The organism is Neomesorhizobium albiziae (genome assembly GCF_900114255.1).
Taxonomy (GTDB): domain Bacteria; phylum Pseudomonadota; class Alphaproteobacteria; order Rhizobiales; family Rhizobiaceae; genus Neomesorhizobium; species Neomesorhizobium albiziae.
Genome location: NZ_FOSL01000016.1, coordinates 108213 through 123748, shown reverse-complemented (window position 1 = coordinate 123748; position 15536 = coordinate 108213). Strand labels below are relative to the sequence as shown.

Annotated in this window: 13 protein-coding genes; 5 read left to right on the top strand and 8 right to left on the bottom strand. The window is 63.5% G+C overall.

All coding sequences use genetic code 11. The features are described from left to right. The first annotated feature begins 1 nt into the window (after nt 1). Entirely contained in the window at nt 2–1681 is a 1680-nt protein-coding gene (locus F3H98_RS21815; protein ID WP_149762434.1) for a formate--tetrahydrofolate ligase, read from the top strand. A 143-nt stretch (nt 1682–1824) separates the two neighbouring features. Here F3H98_RS21815 and F3H98_RS21810 read toward each other — a convergent pair whose 3' ends face one another. From F3H98_RS21810 to F3H98_RS21775, 8 genes are read right to left on the bottom strand one after another with little or no spacing between them, the layout of a single operon-like run. Then, entirely contained in the window at nt 1825–2460 is a 636-nt protein-coding gene (locus F3H98_RS21810) for a sarcosine oxidase subunit gamma (RefSeq protein WP_149762433.1), read from the bottom strand. Continuing rightward, nucleotides 2453–5518 (bottom strand): sarcosine oxidase subunit alpha family protein, encoded by a 3066-nt coding sequence (locus tag F3H98_RS21805; protein ID WP_149762432.1) that lies wholly within the window; start codon nt 5516–5518, stop codon nt 2453–2455. Before F3H98_RS21805 ends, F3H98_RS21810 begins: the two co-directional genes overlap by 8 nt. After that, on the bottom strand, nt 5515–5823 hold the full coding sequence (locus tag F3H98_RS21800) for a sarcosine oxidase subunit delta (protein ID WP_149762431.1): 309 nt from the start codon (nt 5821–5823) through the stop codon (nt 5515–5517). The genes F3H98_RS21805 and F3H98_RS21800 overlap by 4 nt, the downstream gene beginning before the upstream one ends. A 15-nt stretch (nt 5824–5838) precedes the next feature. After that, the gene (locus tag F3H98_RS21795) at nt 5839–7092 is read right to left on the bottom strand and encodes a sarcosine oxidase subunit beta family protein (RefSeq protein WP_149762430.1); all 1254 of its coding nucleotides are present in this window, start codon (nt 7090–7092) and stop codon (nt 5839–5841) included. Nucleotides 7093–7122: 30 nt separating this feature from the next. Next, nucleotides 7123–8442 (bottom strand): type III glutamate--ammonia ligase, encoded by a 1320-nt coding sequence (gene glnT, locus F3H98_RS21790; RefSeq protein ID WP_149762448.1) that lies wholly within the window; start codon nt 8440–8442, stop codon nt 7123–7125. 48 nt (nt 8443–8490) lie between these two features. After that, nucleotides 8491–9819 carry an FMN-binding glutamate synthase family protein gene (locus F3H98_RS21785; protein ID WP_149762429.1) on the bottom strand — a complete coding sequence of 443 codons (1329 nt, stop codon included), beginning with the start codon at nt 9817–9819 and terminating at the stop codon, nt 8491–8493. Nucleotides 9820–9830: 11 nt separating this feature from the next. Next, complete coding sequence (locus F3H98_RS21780) at nt 9831–10529, bottom strand: GltB/FmdC/FwdC-like GXGXG domain-containing protein (protein ID WP_483237995.1); 699 nt, start codon at nt 10527–10529, stop codon at nt 9831–9833. A gap of 43 nt (nt 10530–10572) precedes the next feature. Further along, nucleotides 10573–11469 (bottom strand): class II glutamine amidotransferase, encoded by an 897-nt coding sequence (locus F3H98_RS21775; protein WP_149762428.1) that lies wholly within the window; start codon nt 11467–11469, stop codon nt 10573–10575. Nucleotides 11470–11764: 295 nt separating this feature from the next. Between F3H98_RS21775 and F3H98_RS21770 the strand changes: the two genes are divergently transcribed. Genes F3H98_RS21770 through F3H98_RS21755 form a run of 4 tightly spaced genes read left to right on the top strand, consistent with a single transcriptional unit; the run spans nt 11765 to nt 15531 of the window. After that, nucleotides 11765–12898, top strand: a complete 1134-nt coding sequence (locus F3H98_RS21770; RefSeq protein WP_149762427.1) for an aminomethyl transferase family protein — start codon at nt 11765–11767, stop codon at nt 12896–12898. Between the two features lie 13 nt (nt 12899–12911). After that, nucleotides 12912–13511 (top strand): dimethylamine monooxygenase subunit DmmA family protein, encoded by a 600-nt coding sequence (locus tag F3H98_RS21765; protein ID WP_149762426.1) that lies wholly within the window; start codon nt 12912–12914, stop codon nt 13509–13511. Then, complete coding sequence (locus F3H98_RS21760; RefSeq protein ID WP_149762425.1) at nt 13508–14473, top strand: PDR/VanB family oxidoreductase; 966 nt, start codon at nt 13508–13510, stop codon at nt 14471–14473. Before F3H98_RS21765 ends, F3H98_RS21760 begins: the two co-directional genes overlap by 4 nt. Before the next feature lie 17 nt (nt 14474–14490). Beyond that, nucleotides 14491–15531, top strand: a complete 1041-nt coding sequence (locus F3H98_RS21755) for a heme-dependent oxidative N-demethylase family protein (protein ID WP_149762424.1) — start codon at nt 14491–14493, stop codon at nt 15529–15531. The last annotated feature ends 5 nt before the right edge of the window (nt 15532–15536 follow it).

Below are 15536 nucleotides of genomic sequence, written 5' to 3'. Positions count from 1 at the left end.
CATGGCCGACGTTAAGAGCGACATTGAGATAGCGCGCGGCGCCAAGAAGCAGGCGATCCAGGCGGTTGGTTCGAAGCTTGGCATTCCGACGGAGCATCTTCTACCTTATGGCCACGACAAGGCGAAGGTTTCGGCGGAGTTCATCGCCTCGAAGAAGGGCGGCAAGGACGGCAAGCTGATCCTGGTGACGGCGATCAACCCGACGCCGGCCGGCGAGGGCAAGACGACGACGACGGTCGGGCTTGGCGACGGGCTGAACCGCATCGGCAAGAAGGCGGTGGTGTGCATCCGCGAGGCCTCGCTCGGACCCAATTTCGGCGTCAAGGGCGGTGCCGCCGGCGGCGGCTATGCGCAGGTGGTGCCGATGGAGGACATGAACCTGCACTTCACCGGCGACTTCCACGCCATCACCACCGCCCACAACCTTCTGTCGGCGCTGATCGACAACCACATCTACTGGGGCAACGAGCTCGGCATCGACACCCGCCGCGTGGTGTGGCGGCGCGTCATGGACATGAACGACCGGGCGCTGCGCGAGATCATCGCCTCGCTCGGCGGGGTCGCCAACGGCTTCCCGCGCGAGGCGGGCTTCGACATCACGGTGGCCTCGGAAGTGATGGCGATCCTGTGCCTGGCCACCGACCTGAAGGACCTGGAGAAGCGGCTGGGCGACATCATCGTGGCCTACCGGCGCGACAAATCAGCGGTCTATGCCCGCGACCTCAAGGCCGACGGCGCCATGGCGGTGCTTTTGAAGGACGCCATGCAGCCGAACCTGGTGCAGACGCTGGAGAACAACCCGGCCTTCGTGCATGGCGGCCCGTTCGCCAACATCGCGCATGGCTGCAACTCGGTGGTGGCCACCACCACGGCGCTGAAGCTTGCCGACTATGTCGTCACCGAGGCCGGCTTCGGCGCCGACCTCGGTGCCGAAAAGTTCTTCGACATCAAGTGCCGCAAGGCCGGGCTGAAGCCTGCCGCGGCGGTCATCGTGGCCACCGTCAGGGCCATGAAGATGAATGGCGGGGTGAAGAAGGAAGACCTTTCCAAGGAGAATGTCGAGGCGGTGGTGAAGGGCTGCGCCAATCTTGGCCGCCACATCGAGAATGTGCGCCAGTTTGGGGTGCCGGCGGTGGTGGCGATCAACCACTTTTATTCCGACACCGAGGCCGAGATCCAGGCGATGAAGGACTATGTCGCCGAGATGGGCGAGGAGGCGATCCTGTGCCAGCACTGGGCCAAGGGCTCGGCCGGCATCGAGGAGCTGGCCCACAAAATCGTGGCGCTGGCCGAATCGGGCGCCTCGCAGTTCGCGCCGCTCTATCCCGACTCGATGAAGCTGTTCGACAAGATCAACACCATCGTGCAGCGCATCTACCGCGGCTCCGAGGCGATCGCCGACAAGAGCGTGCGCGACCAGCTGCACCAGTGGGAGCAGGCCGGCTACGGCAACCTGCCGGTGTGCATGGCCAAGACGCAATATTCGTTCTCGACCGACCCCAACCTGAGGGGCGCGCCGAACGGCCACACGGTGCCGGTGCGCGAGGTCAGGCTGTCGGCCGGCGCCGGCTTCGTGGTGGTCATCTGCGGCGAGGTGATGACCATGCCAGGCCTGCCCAAAACACCCTCATCCGAAAAGATCTTCCTCAACGGCAAAGGACAGATCGAAGGGCTGTTCTAGAATTCGGCCGCCAGGCGGAATTCACCCGGCTTCGCAGAGATGCGGCTAAAGAAACCGATAGAGCGGAATGTATGGGTTGACCATACATTTCGCTCTACGGTCGCCGATATCCCGACCAGAAAGAATCCGACGCGAGAAAAGAGTTAGCCTCTCGGGAGGGCCATTCTGTCGACATCAACGCCATACTCGGCCGCCGCATCGACAAGCGTGTGCCAGAGACTGTCGGCGAAGCTGGCGAAGACCAGCACATTGTAGACGGCGTTTCCGGCTACGTCGGCACTCCTCCACAGATTGACGCCGGTGTGGTCGATGGAGGTCGCGGCGGCAGCACCGACCGGAAATACCGTATCGTGCAGATCGAGCGACGAGATTTTCGCCAGGGCATCGCGCGCCCGCGCGCCCGTGATCCGGATACGGCAGCGGCCGCCCGACTGGTCTGATAATGACGCGTTGCCGGCGAAGGCATCGCTCATGGCAGCGATTGGGCCGGCCGAGCCATCCACGGCCGCTACGGCAAGGAACTGGTCGGGACCTGACCACACAAGGGTGGCCGCCTTGCCGAACGCCGCCATCGGGCGATCCGGGGCGCCGACGCCAAAATGCGCCCTGGCGGCCTTGGCCGTTTGAGCCCAGCGGCCACGGCGCGCCATGATCTGCACAACGGCGACACCTGTCATTTCGGTCAGTGCAATCCCGGCCTCCCCTGAGCGCACACCCTGGCGCCCGGGCACAAGCGCCTTCTGCAACGGCGACTGCGTGCTCCAGAGATAATCAGCCACGCTGGCGCCCTCCCTCGGGATCGTAGAAGACAGGATTGACGATCTCGACGTCCATGTCTTCTCCCCGCAGCGGGTCGTGCGCGCGCACAATCTCGCCATGGCGTTCGCGCCCGCCAGCAACCAGGCCCAGGCCGATCCACTGGCTGAGCATCGGCGAAAAACAGACCGACGTCACATAACCCTGATCGGTGTCCGGACCGGGGACGGCGCCCTTCGGCACGATATGTGCGCCGGAGCGCAGGCGGCTCGCCGCGTTCACTGGCTTGATGCCGACGACGACCTGCCTGTCGGGAGCATTGAGAGCCTCGCGGCCGGCCATGGCGCGGCCGATGTAGTCCTTTTTCCTCGAGGCCATCTTGCCGAGCCCGAGATCGCCGGCTGTCGTCGTGCCGTTGAGTTCGGGGCCGGCGACATGGCCCTTTTCGATACGCATGACGCCGAGCGCCTCGGTGCCGTAGGGAACCACGCCGAATGGCTTGCCGGCCAACATGAGGTTGCGGGCAAGCGCTTCACCGAACTGCGCCGGCACGCCGATTTCGAACGCCATCTCGCCGGAAAACGAGATGCGGTAGAGGCGCGCGCACATGCCGCCGCGCAAGGCGACCTCGCGCACGCCCATGAACGGGAAGCCTTCGTTGGACAGGTCCTCGGACGGGTCGACCAGGTCCCGCAGCAGGTCGCGGGTGTTCGGGCCGGCGATGGAGAACTGCGCCCACTGGTCGGTCACCGAAGTGAGTTGCACGTCGAGTTCCGGCCACAGAACCTGCCGGCAATGTTCCAGATGCTGCATGACGAGGCCGGCCTTGGCCGTCGTCGTCGTCAGGAAATAATGATCTTCGGCCAACCGCGAGGTCGTACCGTCGTCATAGACCAATCCGTCCTCACGCAGCATCAGGCCGTAGCGAGCCTTGCCGACCGAGAGATTGGAAAAAGTGTTGATGTAGATGCGGTCGAGAAACTTTCCGGCGTCGGGACCATGTACGTCCACCTTGCCGAGCGTCGAGACGTCGCAGAAACCGACGCCGCCGCGCACCGCCCTGACCTCGCGGGTGACCGATTCAAGCCAGTCCTTCTCACCCGGCTGCGGATACCACTGCGCGCGCTTCCAGAGGCCGGTGTCGACGAACACCGCACCGCGCTCGGCGGCCCAGTGATGCGATGGCGTCAGCCGCCAAGCATGGAAATTTTCGTCGCGGTGATGGCCGGCCAGCGCACCGATCGCCACCGGCGCGTAGGGCGGCCGGTAGATGGTCGTACCGGTGTCGGCGATGCTGCGTCCTGTGGCCTCGGCCATGATGGCCAGGCCGTTGACGTTGGAGAGCTTGCCCTGGTCGGTTGCCATGCCCAGCGTCGTGTAGCGCTTCAGATGCTCGACGGATTCGAAACCCTCGCGCTGCGCCAGGGTGACGTCGGAAGCAGTGACATCGTGCTGGAAGTCGACAAAGGCCTTGCCGCCTTTCACATGCCAGAGCGGCTTGATCCCAAAAGTCTCGTCGTCGCCGGTCGCCGCCGAACCCGCGCTGCCCGACGCGCCCGTCTCGAGGGCCGCCTTCAAGCCGGCCGCATGGCCGTCGCGCAGGCAGGCGCCGAGCGAGAAATCCCCATTGGCCGCGCCCGCCATCACCATTCCCGGCGGGCACTGACCGGGGCCGAAAGCGGCGATGTCGTCGCGCCAAACCGGGCGACCGCGATGGAAGGAGGACAGCGCCACAGTCGGATTCCAGCCGCCGGACATCGCCAGGCAATCGGCCTCGACCTCACGCCTGCCGCCGTCGGTGGCGACGACCACCTTGTGGACACCGTCCACGCCACCCTTCACGTCGACGACATTGCCCGAGAGCACCTCAAAGCCGGCGGTATCCCGCAGTCCGCGGAATTGTTGCGGAACTCTGCCGCGCGGGTCGATCACAGCGACGATCTCGACGCCCGCCTTGCGAACGGCTTCGGCAGTGCGCCAGCCGTCGTCATTGTTGGTGAACAGCGCGACGCGCCGCCCTGGCAAGGCCGCGAACCGATTGACATAGGTGCGCACCGCCGAGGCCATCATCACACCCGGCCTGTCATTGCCAGGAAATACGATCGGCCGCTCAAGCGCGCCGGCCGCCACCACCGATCGCTTCGCCACGATGCGCCACAGGCGCTGGCGCGGTTGGTGGGCCGGCGGCACGGCGACGTGGTCGTTCACCCGTTCAAGCGCGCCGTAAGTGCCGCCGTCATAAACGCCGAACACTGCGGTTCTCGGCATGATGCGAACATTGGGCAGGCTGTCGAGCTCGCCGAGCACGCTCGCCAGCCATTCGGCGGCGATCTTGCCGTCGATCTCCGCAGCATCCGACAGCAGACGTCCACCGAGACGGCTGTCTTCCTCGGCAAGGATGACCCGCGCACCGGCGCGCCCGGCGGCAAGTGCTGCCGACAAGCCGGCAGGGCCGCTGCCCACCACCAGCACGTCGCAATGCGCCCACGCCTTTTCGTAGTGGTCGGGGTCGGCGACACCGCTGGTCTTGCCGAGGCCGGCGGCGCGGCGAATGGCCGGTTCGTAGATCGCCTCCCAGAACTTCGCCGGCCACATGAAGGTCTTGTAGTAGAAGCCGGCGACGAAGACCGGCGACAGCAGCGAGTTCACCGCCATCAGATCGTGGCGCAGCGACGGCCAACGGTTCTGGCTGTTGGCGGCAAGACCGTCGTAAAGTTCGGTCGTTGTCGCCCGGGTGTTGGCCTCGCGGCGCGCGCCGGTGCGCAATTCGACCAGCGCGTTGGGCTCCTCCGCGCCTGCAGTCAGGATGCCGCGCGGGCGATGATATTTGAACGAGCGACCGACCAGCTTGACACCGTTGGCGACCAGCGCCGAAGCCAGAGTGTCGCCGCCATAGCCGGTCATGGTCTTGCCGTCGAAGCTGAAGGAGAGCGATTGCCCCCGGTCTATCAGCCCGCCGCTTGCCAGGCGGTACGACTGCGCACTGGCGGCAGCGATACGGTTCGTCGCCGCCGACTTGTCGTCGAAGGCGAGCGGAACCGAAGCCGCGCCGGCGAGAGGGTTGGATCGTGTCGCGCTCATGATGCCAGGCCCGCCGCTACCCGGGCGCCTGCGCCCGGCGCTGCCTTCACCGCCTTGATCTCATGCGTCGTCGTGCTGCGGGTGATGGTCAGCCAGGAACGGCAGCCTCCGCCGTGATACCAGCTCTCGGTCATTTCGCCGGCAATATTGTCGCGGAGATAGACGTAGTCGTGGAAGGCGTCCTGCGCGTCCGGCTGCTCGCTGCCGTCGTCAGCAAAGGCGGAGGGCCGCTTCGGCGCCGCGTCACCGAGATAGGTGAACTCGCCGAGCTCGCGTTCTCCGCAAAATGGGCATGCTATGCGCATTGCGCCTGTCTCACTCTAATGCAGGTTGGGTTGGGCGCCCTGGCCCTTTTCATCGATCATGGCGCCACGCCGGAAACGGTCGAGGCGGAAGCGCCGGGCTTCCTCGTGCGGCTCGTCGCGCGCCAGCAGATGGGCAAAGGCCAGGCCGGACGCCGGGGTCGCCTTGAAGCCGCCGTAGCACCAGCCGGCGTTCAGGTAGAGACCGTCGACGGGTGTCCGGTCGATGATCGGCGTGCCGTCCATCGACATGTCCATGATGCCGCCCCACTGGCGCAGCAGCCGCACCCGGCCGATCATCGGCATGATCGCCATGCCGCCCTCGCAGACATCCTCCATCACCGGCATGTTGCCGCGCTGGGCGTAGGAATTGTAACCGTCGATGTCGCCACCGAACACCAGCCCGCCCTTGTCGGACTGGCTGACATAGAAATGGCCGGCGCCGAAAGTGATGACGCCCGGAATGAGCGGCTTGATCGCCTCCGAGACGAAGGCCTGCAGCACATGGCTCTCGATCGGCAGGCGCAGGCCGGCCATCGCGGCGACGCGCGAGGAATTGCCGGCGACCGCCATGCCGACCTTGCCCGCGCCGATGGCGCCGCGCGAGGTCTCGACGCCAGTGACCTTGCCGTTCTGGTCGCGGATGAAGCCGGTTACTTCGCAGTTCTGGATGATGTCGACGCCACGCGAATCGGCGGCGCGCGCGTAGCCCCAGACGACGGCGTCATGCCTTGCGGTGCCGGCGCGGCGCTGCAACAGCCCTCCCTGTATGGGAAAGCGTGCATTGTCATAGTTGAGGAACGGAAGCACCTTGCGGATCTGGACGCCGTCCAGCAATTCCGCATCGATGCCGTTGATGCGCATGGCGTTGCCGCGGCGGGCGTAGGCGTCGCGCTGCGCATCGGAGTGATAGAGGTTGATGATGCCGCGCTGGCTGACCATCGTGTTGTAGTTGAGGTCCTGCTCCATGCGCTCCCACAACTTCATGGAAAGCTCGTAGAAGCCGATATTGCCCGGCAGCATATAGTTGGAACGGATGATGGTGGTGTTGCGGCCGGCATTGCCGGAGCCGATCCAGCCCTTCTCCAGCACCGCGACATTGCGGACGCCGTATTCACGCGCCAGGAAGTAGGCGGTCGCCAGACCGTGCCCGCCGCCGCCGATGATAACGACGTCGTAGTGCTTCTTGGGTTGAGGGTCGCGCCAAGCGCGCGTCCAGCCCTTGTGGCCAGAGAGCGCCGCCCTGGCGAGGGAGAAGATGGAGTACCGCATTTTGCTTTTTCGACCGCGCCCGGGGTCGCCTCAAACGTCGAGCGTGTTGTCGCGTTCCCATTGGGTGAAATGCGACGCGAAAGAATTCCACTCCTGCTGCTTCAGCCTCAGGAATGCCGCCGAGAACTCCTCCCCCATCGCCGCCTTCAAAGACGTATCCTTGTCGTATTCGCGCAATGCGTCGAGGAGGTTGAGCGGCAGCTTGGCGCCGTTGGTGACGGTGTGACCGTCCTTGTACATATCGATGTCGCTGCGCGCGCCTGGATCGGCCTTCGACCGGATGCCGTCAAGGCCGGCCGCGATGATGACAGCCTGCATGAGGTAGGGGTTGGCAGCGCCGTCGGGGAGCCGGAGTTCGAAACGGCCAGGCCCCGGCACCCTTACCATATGGGTGCGGTTGTTGCCGGTCCATGTGACCGTGTTGGGCGCCCAGGTCGCGCCCGAAATGGTGCGGGGTGCGTTGATGCGTTTGTAGGAATTGACGGTCGGGTTGGTGATCGCCGCAAGTGCCGAAGCATGTTTCATGATGCCGCCAAGGAAATGCCTGCCCTGTTCGGACAGGCCAAGATCCATGTCCTTGTCGGCGAAGGCATTCTTCTTGCCGGCGAGATCCCAGACCGAGATGTGGACATGGCAGCCATTGCCGGTGAGGCCCTGGAACGGCTTCGGCATGAAGGTGGCGCGCAGGCCGTGCTTCTCAGCAATCGACTTGACCATGAACTTGAAGAAGGAATGCTTGTCGGCGGTGGCCAGCACGTCGTCGAAGGCCCAGTTCATCTCGAACTGGCCATTCGCGTCCTCGTGGTCGTTCTGATAGGGCTCCCAGCCCAGCGACAGCATGCCATCGCAGATTTCGGCGATGACATCATAACGGCGCATCACAGCCTGTTGGTCATAGCAGGATTTGGCTGATGTGTCGTATTCGTCCGAAATCTGCTTGCCGTCTGGCGTGGTCAGGAAGAACTCCGGCTCGACGCCGGTTTTCACCGACATGCCCAGTTCAGCCGCCTCCGATACCAGCCGCTTCAGCGTGTTGCGCGGCGCCTGGGCGACGCTCTTGCCTTCCATGAGGCAGTCCGACGCCAGCCAGGCGACATCGGGCTTCCAGGGAAGTTGGATGACCGAGGCAGGATCCGGAACCGCAAGCATGTCCGGGTGCGCCGGTGTCAGGTCGAGCCAGGTGGCGAAACCGGCAAAGCCGGCGCCATCCTTCTGCATGTCGGAAATCGCCTGCGCCGGCACCAGCTTGGCGCGTTGGCCACCGAACAGGTCGGTGTAGGAGATCATGAAATATTTGATGTTCTTGGCTTTGGCGTATTTTTTCAAATCGCCGGCTTCCGCGTTCCCCATTTTCATCTCGAAAGTCGTTCCCATTTTTTATGACCTCCCAGTCAGTTTTCAGAAGGCGCCCTGCCCGGGTATCCAGCTCGTTCCCGCAAGCGGAACGCCTGCCATTGCGGCAGCCTCGATGGTCAGTGCGCAGAGATCCTCCGGCTCGAGATTATGGACATGATTTTTGCCGCAGGCGCGCGCGATGGTCTGTGCCTCAAGCGTCATCACTTTCAGATAATTCGCCAGACGCCTTCCCGCGGCGACCGGGTCGACACGTTTCATCAATTCCGGATCCTGCGTGGTGATGCCGGCCGGATCCTTGCCTTCATGCCAGTCGTCATAAGCGCCGGCGGTCGTACCGAGCTTCTGGTACTCCTCCTCCCAGCGCGGATCGTTGTCGCCGAGCGCAATCAATGCAGCGGTGCCGATGGACACCACATCCGCACCGAGGGCGAGCGCCTTGGCGACATCGGCGCCGTTGCGGATGCCGCCCGACACGACGAGCTGAACCTTGCGGTGCATGCCGAGATCCTGCAAGGCTTTCACCGCCGGGCGGATGCAGGCGAGCGTCGGTTGGCCGACGTGCTCGATGAACACCTCCTGGGTCGCCGCCGTACCGCCTTGCATGCCGTCGAGCACGACGACATCGGCGCCGGCCTTCACCGCCAGTGCCGTGTCGTAGTAAGGACGCGCGCCGCCGATCTTCACGTAGATCGGCTTCTCCCAGTCGGTGATTTCGCGCAGCTCGAGGATCTTGATTTCGAGATCGTCCGGACCGGTCCAGTCGGGATGCCGGCAGGCGGAACGCTGGTCGATGCCCTTCGGCAGCGTGCGCATCTCGGCGACACGGTCCGAAATCTTCTGGCCGAGCAGCATGCCGCCACCGCCCGGCTTGGCGCCCTGCCCAACCACGATCTCGATGGCATCGGCACGACGCAGGTCACGCAGGTTCATGCCGTAGCGCGACGGCAGATACTGGTAGACCAACGTCTTGGAATGACCCCGTTCCTCCTCGGTCATGCCGCCGTCGCCGGTGGTGGTGGATGTACCGGCAATAGTGGCGCCGCGACCCAGCGCCTCCTTGGCGGGACCCGACAGCGAGCCGAAGCTCATGCCGGCGATGGTGATCGGGATTTTCAGTTCGATGGGCTTGGTGGCATGGCGCGCGCCGAGCGTAACGCTCGTCTCGCATTTCTCGCGGTAGCCTTCGAGGGGGTAACGCGAGATCGAGGCGCCGAGAAACAGGAGGTCGTCGAAATGCGGCAGCTTGCGTTTGGCGCCCGCGCCTCGGATATCATAAATCCCGGTGGCTGCGGCGCGGCGGATTTCCGACATCGTGTACTCGTCGAACGTCGCCGATCTGCGCGGCGTCGTCGGAGGATTGTGATAGGTCATGCTGGCATCCCTCAGTACGCGTCGGCGTTGTCGATGTTGAAATTGTAGAGCGTGCGCGCCGAACCGTAGCGCGTGAACTCCTCGGGCTTGACGCCTTTGACCCCGGCGCGGTCCAGCAGTTCCCGTAACTTGGCGAGATGTTCGGGGCGCATCTCCTTCTTGATGCAATCGGCGCCAAGGCTCTTGACGTTGCCGCGCACGAACAGTCGCGCTTCGTAGATGGAATCGCCCAGCGCATCGCCGGCATCGCCCAGCACGACGAGATTGCCCGACTGCGCCATGAAGGCGGACATGTGCCCGACATTGCCGCAGACGACGATGTCGATGCCCTTCATCGAGATGCCGCAGCGCGACGACGCATTGCCTTCGATCACCAGAAGACCGCCCCTGCCCGTGGCGCCGGCATACTGGCTGGCGTCGCCCTTCACCACGATTGACCCGGACATCATGTTTTCGCCGACACCGGGACCGGCGGAGCCGTGAACGGTGATGTTGCCCTTGCTGTTCATGCCGCCGCAATAGTAGCCGACGCTGCCGCGCACCTCGATGGTGATAGGCTGGTCGACACCGGCCGCCACGGCGTGGCTTCCCTTGGGGTTCAAGACTTCCCAGGCCGGTTCGTCGGCGCCATCGGCGATCTGATGGAGCGCCTGGTTGAGGTCGCGCAGCGGCGTCGTAGCGAGATCGAATACCCGCGGTGCATAGTTCACTTCGCGCGCCGGCGTCGTGGCAACATTGGTCACATTCACGGCTTCAGTGCTCCCAGAAGTAGACGGTGGACGGCTCGGGCTCCCACACTTTGGCGTCTGCGATGCCAGGCAGGTTGGCCAGCGCGCGGTATTCCGAACCGAAAGCAACGTAACGGTCGGTCTCGGCAAGAACGGCCGGCTTGCAGGCGATCGGATCACGCACCACGCCAAAGCCGTTCTTGGTGCCGACCACGAAGGTATAGAAGCCGTCGAGATCGTTCAGCCCGCTCTCCAGCGCCTCGCCGAGATTCATGCCATGCGCGATCTTCGAGGAGAGGTAAGCGGCGGCAACCTCCGTATCGTTCTCCGTTTCAAAGCTCATGCCGTCGCGGATCAGCTCGCGCCGCAGATTGTTGTGGTTCGATAGCGAACCGTTGTGGACAAGGCACTGGTCCGGCCCGGTCGAAAACGGGTGCGCTCCCATCGTGGTGACGGCGGATTCGGTCGCCATGCGGGTGTGGCCGATGCCATGCGTGCCGCTCATCGCCTGCACATCGAAGCGCTTCACGACGGCTTCCGGCAGTCCGACCTCCTTGTAGATCTCGACGACATCGCCCGATCCCATGATGCGAACATTCGGGCGAAGCCGAAGAACCGCCGCACGCGCCTCTTCGGCGTTTCGAGTTGGCACGTCGATCACCGCGTGGGTCGACTTAACGGTGACCTTGGCCTTGGCGCCGATCTCTTTCGACAGATCGGCTTCGAGCTTCGGGAAATCGCTGGATGGCGCGGGCGACTGGATGGTGATCTTGGCGCGTCCTTTTTCGGCGGCGCCATAGATGGCGATGCCGGCGCTGTCGGGGCCGCGATCGGTGAGCAGGACCAGCATTTCCGACAGCATGGATCCGAGTTCCGGCTCCAGCGACTTGTCCTTTAAAAAGAGCCCGACAATTCCGCACATGGCGTCACCTCACGATGGTTGGAACCTGATGATGAAAAATTAGCAGCTTCAAAACCGGAACTCAACTCCTATGAATTTTTTTTTCCTTTGAGAGAAGTCGCTGGATGTCCGCACGAATAAGCCGCGAGAGCCCGCGCGACATTCGCCTGCACAAGGCAAGTTGCCTAGCAGTAAAATTTCTTGCACACTGATGTTGCCCTGTGGATCGATTTCGAGTCAATATGTCTCAACAGGTCGCGCCCCGGCAAAGGCGACGATCGCAGGGGAACCAGTCGATCTACGGAGGATTTTATCGATGACAGCTTCCTGGCGTTTCTCGACGTTGGCCGACCGCCATCGCGCCCTTGGCTCCAAGTTGGAAGACTGGAGCGGGATGGGAACAGCGTGGTCCTACGACAAGGATGCCGACGAGGAATATGTCGCGATCCGCACCAAAGCCGGGTTGATGGACGTTTCGGGTCTGAAGAAGGTTCACGTCAACGGCCCGCACGCCTCGCATCTGCTCGACCTTGCCACCACCCGCGACGTTGAAAAGATCTATCCCGGCAAATCGGCCTACGCCTGCATGCTGAACGACGCCGGCAAGTTCACCGACGACTGCATTCTCTATCGCATAGCACCCAACTCATGGATGGTCGTGCATGGGTCGGGCACCGGCCATGAAGAGCTGCAGCGAGCCGCCGTTGGCCGCGATGTCTCCATCCGCTTCGACGACAATCTGCACGACCTGTCGCTGCAGGGGCCAACTGCGGTCGACTATCTCGCAAAGCATGTGCCAGGCATCCGCGACCTCAACTATTTCCATCACATGCACACGCGGCTGTTCGGACTGCCGGTGATGATCTCGCGCACCGGCTACACCGGCGAGCGTGGCTACGAGATTTTCTGCCGCGGCCAGGACGCCGGTACGATCTGGGACACGATTCTCGAAGAAGGAAAGAGGGACGGCATCATTCCCTGCCGCTTCACCACGCTCGACATGCTGCGCGTCGAGAGCTACCTGCTGTTTTATCCCTACGACAACTCGCAGAAATATCCGTTCGAGAACGAAGGCCCCGGCGACACGCTATGGGAGCTTGGTCTCGATTTCACGGTCAGCCCCGGCAAGACCGGCTTCCGCGGCGCGGAAGAGCACTATCGCCTAAAAGGCAAGGAACGCTTCAAGATTTTCGGCGTGCTGCTGGAGGGCGACAAGCCCGCCGACGAAGGCGCTCCTGTCTACCGCGACGGCAAGAAGGTAGGCGTGGTGACTTGCGCCATGTATTCGCCGCTGGTGAAAAAATCGATGGGCATCGCCCGTCTCGACATCGATAGCGCCGTGGCGGGAACGCCGCTCGAAATCCGCAACGCCGGCGGCGCGGTCAAGGCGACCGCACAGCCGCTGCCGTTCGACGATCCGAAGAAACTGAAGCGCACGGCGAAGGGCTGAGGCGTTGGACGGAATGCCGGCACAGACGATCAAAAGTCGCCCGGTCTACGGAACACTGTCACCGCAGGCCGGCAAGAGCCACCTCTTCGTTGCGGATGCAGAAGGCGGATCCGCGATACTCGATCTCGCCCGCCAGGCGCCGGAAGGGTTTTTCGGCGCCGCCCACATCATGTTTATCCCCGGCCGCACAGGGGATAGCCTTCTGGCCGCGCTCAAGGCACTGAAACCCGCGCAATATTACGAAGGCCCGTCGATAGCGGCTGCAATTCCGCGGCTGAAGCAGACGCTCGCCACCGCGCATATGGGCCTGCGCATCTATCTTTCCGGCACCGAGGGCCTGATCGGACAAGCCATGCAGGCGGCGCTGGAATCCGGCATCGACCACACCTCGATCCAGACCGAACATCGCGGCTCGCTGGCGCGCCGCGTCCAATGCGTTCATTGCAAGGGGATCACCGAGGACGTGACCACACAACCGGCGACCTGCGCGCATTGCGGGCTGCTGTTGTTGGTGCGCGATCATTATTCGCGGCGCATCGCCGCCTTCCAGGGGGTATGCATCAACGCCGAGGATCCGACCGAAATCCCTCAGAAAGAGGAGATGTTCCGGTGAGCACGGGCACGACGAAACTCAATGTCACCGTGACCGAAGTGGTGGCGGTCAATGAACTGGTCAAGCGGTTCCATTTCGAACGCACCGACGGCGGCGATCTTCCAACTTTCTCGGGCGGCGCCCATGTCGTCGTCGAAATGCGCGACGATGGCCGGACCCGCCTGAACCCCTATTCGCTGATGAGTTCGCCACTCAACACGCGCGACTACACGATCAGCGTGCGCCGCGACGATGTCGGGCGTGGCGGCTCGCTGTTCATGCACAACCGCGTCAGGCGCGGCACGGAAATGGTGATCAGCTATCCGGTGAACCTGTTCTCGCTGGATCTTCGCGCGAAAAAACATCTGATGATCGCTGGCGGCATCGGCATCACCCCGTTCATGGCGCAAACCTCGCAGCTTGCCGCCGAGGGCGGCAATTTCGAGCTCCACTATACATGCAGGACGCCGGCGCTCGGCACATATACGGATGTGCTGGCGCAGCGCTACGGACGCCGCGTCCAGCTTTATTATGATGACCGCAACGAAAAGCTGCCGCTGGAACGGTTGCTCGCCTCGCAGCCGCTGGGCACGCATCTCTACATCTGCGGACCTGCCGGCATGATCCGCTGGGTGCGGGAGACAGCGGCGGCACAGGGATGGCCCGACGAAACGGTTCATTACGAGCATTTCGCGGCCCCGCAGCCGGGCGCACCTTTCGATGTCACGCTTGCGGTCAGCGGCAACCAGATCCGCGTCGGAGAACAGCAGAGCCTTCTGAAAGCGATCGAGGCGGCGGGCGTCGACCCGCCCTATCTCTGCCGCGGCGGCGTCTGCGGTCAGTGCGAGACCAACGTCATCTCACATGACGGCGTGTTCCGGCACAACGACCACTGGCTTTCCGAGGAAGATCACTGCTCCGGCAAGAAGATCATGCCGTGCGTCTCGCGCTTCGAGGGCTCGTCGCTGGTTCTCGAACGCTAGGTATGGAGGGAGGAACCATGGGTATCAATTTCAGGAAAGAAACGTTCCGCGACGATTTCACCTTCAGGAACAGCCCTGAATTCGTCCGGCGCTTTCCCTTCCCCTTCCATGAAGACGCCTACATGTACGCGGTCAACATCGAGCCGCATGTTCCCGGCCCTGAAGGCAGCGTTCTGGAAAATCTGATCGACGTCGACGAACACTATGTCGCGGAGATGGAAGACCGGGCGCTGGTGCTGGCGGAGGATCCGCTGCGCTGCCAGTCGCTGCCGCACATGACGCTGGCCGGCTGGGACCTGCTCGAACTCCTGATGACCGAGCAGGCCAACGGGTATCCCGAACACTTCTCGCTCAGTCGCGACGGCGACCGCTGGCGGTGGATCAACCGCCCGCTCGGCATCGACGACACCTTCACCTTCGGCGACGTTTCCACCCTGCCCTACGGACCGATGGAATATATCACAAGGCAGAGCCAGGGCGATTTCTGCATCCTCGACCAGCGCGACGGCAATCTGTGGATGGATGCCGGCATGGTAACCACCCAGGCCGACTGGTCGCTCGATTTCGACATCGGCATGAACTTCTTCGAGTGGCATGCGCCGGTGCCGCTTGCGCACGAGAAAGGCATCTTCACCCGCGCGCTGAAATTCCTGACCAATATCCAGCAGGGCAAGCCGGCGCGGCGGCTGAACTGGACGATGACGATCAATCCCCGGCTCGACACCAGCCCGGAGAATTATCACAAATGGGGCACCGACCGCATGACGGTGACGCCCGAGAACGTCGGCGACAAGGTCCACCTGCGGGTCGAATTGCAGAGCTTCTGGCGGCTGCCGCGATCCAACGCACTGGTCTTCCCGATCCGCTGCTATCTGATCAAGATGGATGAGCTGGTGACCTCGCCGAAATGGGCGCGGCGTCTGCATCGCGTGCTGCGCGACTTGCCCCAGGAGCTTGCCGACTACAAGGGCCTGACCCGCTATCGCCCGACAGTCGTCGAATGGCTGTCGAAGCATGACGACGGCGCCCCGACCTCGGCGGGATTTGGGCCGGACTGAACCGG

Bases quoted from the DNA above. Each gene is read 5' to 3' on its own strand.
- F3H98_RS21815 (WP_149762434.1), top strand. From the start codon at position 2: ATGGCCGACGTTAAGAGCGACATTGAGATAGCGCGCGGCGCCAAGAAG.
- F3H98_RS21805 (WP_149762432.1), bottom strand. From the start codon at position 5,518: ATGAGCGCGACACGATCCAACCCTCTCGCCGGCGCGGCTTCGGTTCCG.
- F3H98_RS21800 (WP_149762431.1), bottom strand. From the start codon at position 5,823: ATGCGCATAGCATGCCCATTTTGCGGAGAACGCGAGCTCGGCGAGTTC.
- F3H98_RS21795 (WP_149762430.1), bottom strand. From the start codon at position 7,092: ATGCGGTACTCCATCTTCTCCCTCGCCAGGGCGGCGCTCTCTGGCCAC.
- glnT (WP_149762448.1), bottom strand. From the start codon at position 8,442: ATGGGGAACGCGGAAGCCGGCGATTTGAAAAAATACGCCAAAGCCAAG.
- F3H98_RS21785 (WP_149762429.1), bottom strand. From the start codon at position 9,819: ATGACCTATCACAATCCTCCGACGACGCCGCGCAGATCGGCGACGTTC.
- F3H98_RS21775 (WP_149762428.1), bottom strand. From the start codon at position 11,469: ATGTGCGGAATTGTCGGGCTCTTTTTAAAGGACAAGTCGCTGGAGCCG.
- F3H98_RS21770 (WP_149762427.1), top strand. From the start codon at position 11,765: ATGACAGCTTCCTGGCGTTTCTCGACGTTGGCCGACCGCCATCGCGCC.
- F3H98_RS21765 (WP_149762426.1), top strand. From the start codon at position 12,912: ATGCCGGCACAGACGATCAAAAGTCGCCCGGTCTACGGAACACTGTCA.
- F3H98_RS21755 (WP_149762424.1), top strand. From the start codon at position 14,491: ATGGGTATCAATTTCAGGAAAGAAACGTTCCGCGACGATTTCACCTTC.